Genomic DNA, 2,822 nt, shown 5'->3' with positions numbered 1-2,822 from the left:
CGATCTGAGCAATGAATTTGGTTTTTTTCAAACTCATCTTTAAGTTTTTGTAATTCACCATTACTACGGCAAAGAACAGTTGTAGAATAAATTAAAGAATTTTTAATTTTTTCACACAAATAATTAATTTGTTGATAAAAATTATCAAAAAAAGAAAAATTTATAAAATCTCTATATTTTTTTTCACTAAAAGATAATTGTAAATATTCCTTATTATCAATTAATTCATTAGCTGCTTTAACAATATTAATACCTTTAGAACGATAATTAACATTTAAAAAATGTTTTTCAGGTTTAAAATCTTTTACAAAAAGTTCCAAAATACGTTCACTAGAACCAAAAAAACTATAAATATTTTGAGTATAATCACCAAAACAATATAAAGAATTTGGTTTATTAAATAAAAGTTCTTTTATAATAAAATAATAAAAATAATTTAAATCTTGAAATTCATCAATAAAAACAGGACGATTATAAATTAAACCATTATTTCTTTCAACAAATTCAATAAAATCACTAGTTTCAATTAATAAACCATCAAAAGTTATTAAATTATAATAATTTAATTTTTCATAATACAAATTTAATAACAATTCAAAAGATTTTTTTAAAACTTTATCATCAATTTTAATAGATGAATAACAGTTTTCTTTTTGAAAAGTTAAACGTATTAAATTATTTAATTCCTGTAAAAGCTTTCTAAATGAATATTTTCTTTGTTCTTTAAAATACATTTTAAATCTTGATTTTCTTTTAAAATCAGTTTTAAAATATTTAATTTAGTTTCATCATCAATAAATTTTCGTTGTTTTGCTGTTTCATTAAAAATATTATATTTTAAATAACAAGAATAAGCAAAACTATGAATTGTTCTAATTTCATAATTATCTTTTAAATATTTTTCTAATTCATCATCATTATAAGAAGGATAATCTTCTTTTAATGATGAAAATAATTTATCATAAATAATATTTTTAGTAGCATTAGTAGCTACCAAAATTAAAGGTTTTTCTTTTTCTTTTTGTCTTAATTTTTCAATTAAAATGGTAGTTTTGCCAGAACCAGCTCCACCATGTATATACATGCAAGAAGCATCTGAATTAATAATATCTTTTTGTTCTTTTGATAAATTAAATAACATCTTATTCTCCTTTATAATATTAAAAACCCCCTAAATCCCCAAAGGGGACTTTATAGGAGGGGTGTAATAGATTAATTGTAATTTACTTCGGCTGGCCGCCTAATTCGCTCTGCTCGTCTTTGAATACTTTCAGACTTATTTTCTTTGCTTATGCATAATTAAAAAGATGTTTTTTCTTTAATAGTTCCGTCTTGGTTGTAAGTTGTTTTGAATCTGTTTTGTGTTCCAAGGGAATAATCATAAATGGATTTAATTGTTTTACCGTCATTTTGATAATAAGTTTCTTTAATTGTTTTACCGTTTAGAAGGTCATAATCATAAATGGATTTAATTGTTTTACCATCATCTTGGTAATTGGTCGATTTAATTCTTTTACCATCAAAGTTATATTCTTCGATGCATTCTATTGTTTTACCGTCATTTTGATAATAAATTTTTTCAATATTTTTAAAACCAGCATCTTTTAATTCTTCCGCAGTATATCCAGAAGCTTTTAATTCTTCCGCAGTATATCCAGAAGCTTTTAATTCTTCTAAATTAAAAATACGAGATTCTAAGAAAGTTTTTTCTAAATCTTTATTATTAATAAATAATTTCTCAAAATCTTGAACGGTTTTATAAAATTTGGTTTTAAAAAATTTAACTTTATTATTTTTATCTATTTCTTTAAATTTTTCTTCATTATCATCAAATTCTTCAATAGAACCATCAATATTTTTACGTTTCATCATTTTTGCATTAACAGGATTATATTCCATCCAAACACCATCTGATAAAGTTTTTTTGATTAATTTACCATGTAAACCGTACTCTTCAACATTATTATATCTATCAGTTTTTTTCAACAAAAGACCATTATTTTTATCATATTCAAAAACATTATTATCACTATCAATTTTTTTAACTAATTTGTGAGTAAATAAATTATAATATTCTTTTTCTCCATTTTCTCTTTGAAACTCATAAGGAGTATCTTTCATATATTCGTTTTCTTTTTTAAGTTTTTTATTTTCATTATGTAAATCATTATTTAACTCTCTTGCTTTTGCTTTAATATCTACTTCTTGTAATTTACGTCTTTCTTCGGTTTCTAAATGATATTTATAAGAAATCCCACCTATCCAAAACACAAAAAACAGTAATGTTCCAGTGGTAATTAAAAAAGGAATTATTTTATAATGTTTATTGCCTATTCTAAAACTTGACATTTTTAAACCTCTTTTCTATTATCAAAAATAATTAAAGAATTTTTTTAGCATTTTCAAATACCCATAAATATAGGAAATTAATAAAAAATGATAAAATGAAACTCAATATTATTATAACCTTTTTAAACAAAAATAAAAAGAATTTTAAAACAATTGAAATAATGTCTAATATTCTTAAAATAATTTTAAACAACAAATCACCTATTTTAATGAAAGAGTTTAAAAGAAAATTATTAATTTCTTTCAAAAAATAAATAACAGAGCCACCAACAGCAACACTAAAAATCAGTTTTGCTATTTCTTTTATTTTTTCCCACATACTTTCACTAGGGTCCATTAATTTTTGACCAGTAAGACTTGTTATAGAACTTTTAATATAACCTATAATACTACCAAAAACATCAATAAAAATTTTTAATATTTGCATTAAAAAATCAAACAATGAACTAAATAATTTTAAAGGATAAATTAAA

At 21.9% G+C, this 2,822-nt stretch carries 4 protein-coding genes; all 4 read right to left on the bottom strand.

The genetic code is table 11. The features are described from left to right. Positions 1–734, bottom strand: a 734-nt coding sequence (locus OL66_RS04515; RefSeq protein WP_334199057.1) for a UvrD-helicase domain-containing protein, incomplete at its 3' end; no start/stop codon positions are given. Continuing rightward, positions 680–1,141 (bottom strand): UvrD-helicase domain-containing protein, encoded by a 462-nt coding sequence (locus OL66_RS04510; protein ID WP_334199056.1) that lies wholly within the window; start codon positions 1,139–1,141, stop codon positions 680–682. The genes OL66_RS04510 and OL66_RS04515, both read right to left, overlap by 55 nt. Positions 1,142–1,299: 158 nt before the next feature. Then, positions 1,300–2,349, bottom strand: a complete 1,050-nt coding sequence (locus tag OL66_RS02435) for a DUF2963 domain-containing protein (protein WP_034172316.1) — start codon at positions 2,347–2,349, stop codon at positions 1,300–1,302. 31 nt (positions 2,350–2,380) lie between these two features. Beyond that, entirely contained in the window at positions 2,381–2,776 is a 396-nt protein-coding gene (locus OL66_RS02430; RefSeq protein WP_238568801.1) for a hypothetical protein, read from the bottom strand. Positions 2,777–2,822 lie beyond the last annotated feature (46 nt).

This window comes from Chrysanthemum yellows phytoplasma (genome assembly GCF_000803325.1).
In the GTDB taxonomy this organism is placed as follows: domain Bacteria; phylum Bacillota_I; class Bacilli_A; order Acholeplasmatales; family Acholeplasmataceae; genus Phytoplasma; species Phytoplasma asteris.
The sequence above is the reverse complement of the archived record's forward strand: the minus strand, read 5'-3'. Positions and strand labels throughout refer to the sequence as shown.